A 666-nucleotide genomic window follows, 5' to 3' on the forward strand; every position below is an offset into this window, starting at 1 on the left:
GTGCAGGTGCAGGGCTTCGCGAGTTTCATCCAGGCGCAGTCGGCGGCCTTCATCGCGGCCACCGAGAACGCGGCCGATGGCGTCACGCTGCGCTTCTCGATCGCCCACCCGCCGGCGCTGAAGGCGGTGTGCGACGCGATGGCCGGCCGCGGCGCCGCGCCGGCCCCGCTCGCACTCGACCCGGCCCCCGCGGTGACGGTCGACGTGGCCCCAGGGCACCGCTGTGGCTGACCTGCAAGCGGCCGCCGCGCTGCAGACGCAGCGCCAGATCGCCCACTGGGTGCTGGCCGCGTCGCGCCTGATGCTGGACGACCTGGCCGGTGAAGCGGCCTGGGGCCGGCTCGAGCAGTACCTCGGGCTGGCGCTGCGCCGCCACCTGCAGGCCAAGGTCGATGCGCTGGCGGCCGATGCGCAGGTGCTGCTGGCGCATGGCCAGGCGGCGCGCAGCCCGGCCGCGCAGGCGCAGGTGCGCCGCCTGCTGCTGGCGTTCCGGCGCCAGTACCTGCGCACCGAGACCACGCTGGATTTCTTCGCCGACGCGATCAACACCCGCACCAACCCGCAGGTGGCGGCGATGCTGCGCGCCTGCGACAGCCTGGCCTACCGCAGCATGTCGCAGGTGCTCGACGAGCTGGGCCACCCGACGCCGGTGGTGCTGACCTACCT

Annotated in this window: 2 protein-coding genes; both read left to right on the forward strand. The window is 74.2% G+C overall.

Going from position 1 to position 666, the window contains the following annotated elements; all coding sequences use genetic code 11:
* Positions 1 to 231 (forward strand): hypothetical protein (locus AC1D01_RS37575; protein WP_477875026.1); only part of this gene is annotated, 231 nt, incomplete at its 5' end.
* Positions 224 to 666, forward strand: a 443-nt coding sequence (locus AC1D01_RS37580) for a hypothetical protein (RefSeq protein ID WP_477875028.1), incomplete at its 3' end; no start/stop codon positions are given. The genes AC1D01_RS37575 and AC1D01_RS37580, both read left to right, overlap by 8 nt.

Source organism: Rhizobacter sp. P3_B12 (assembly GCF_056402895.1).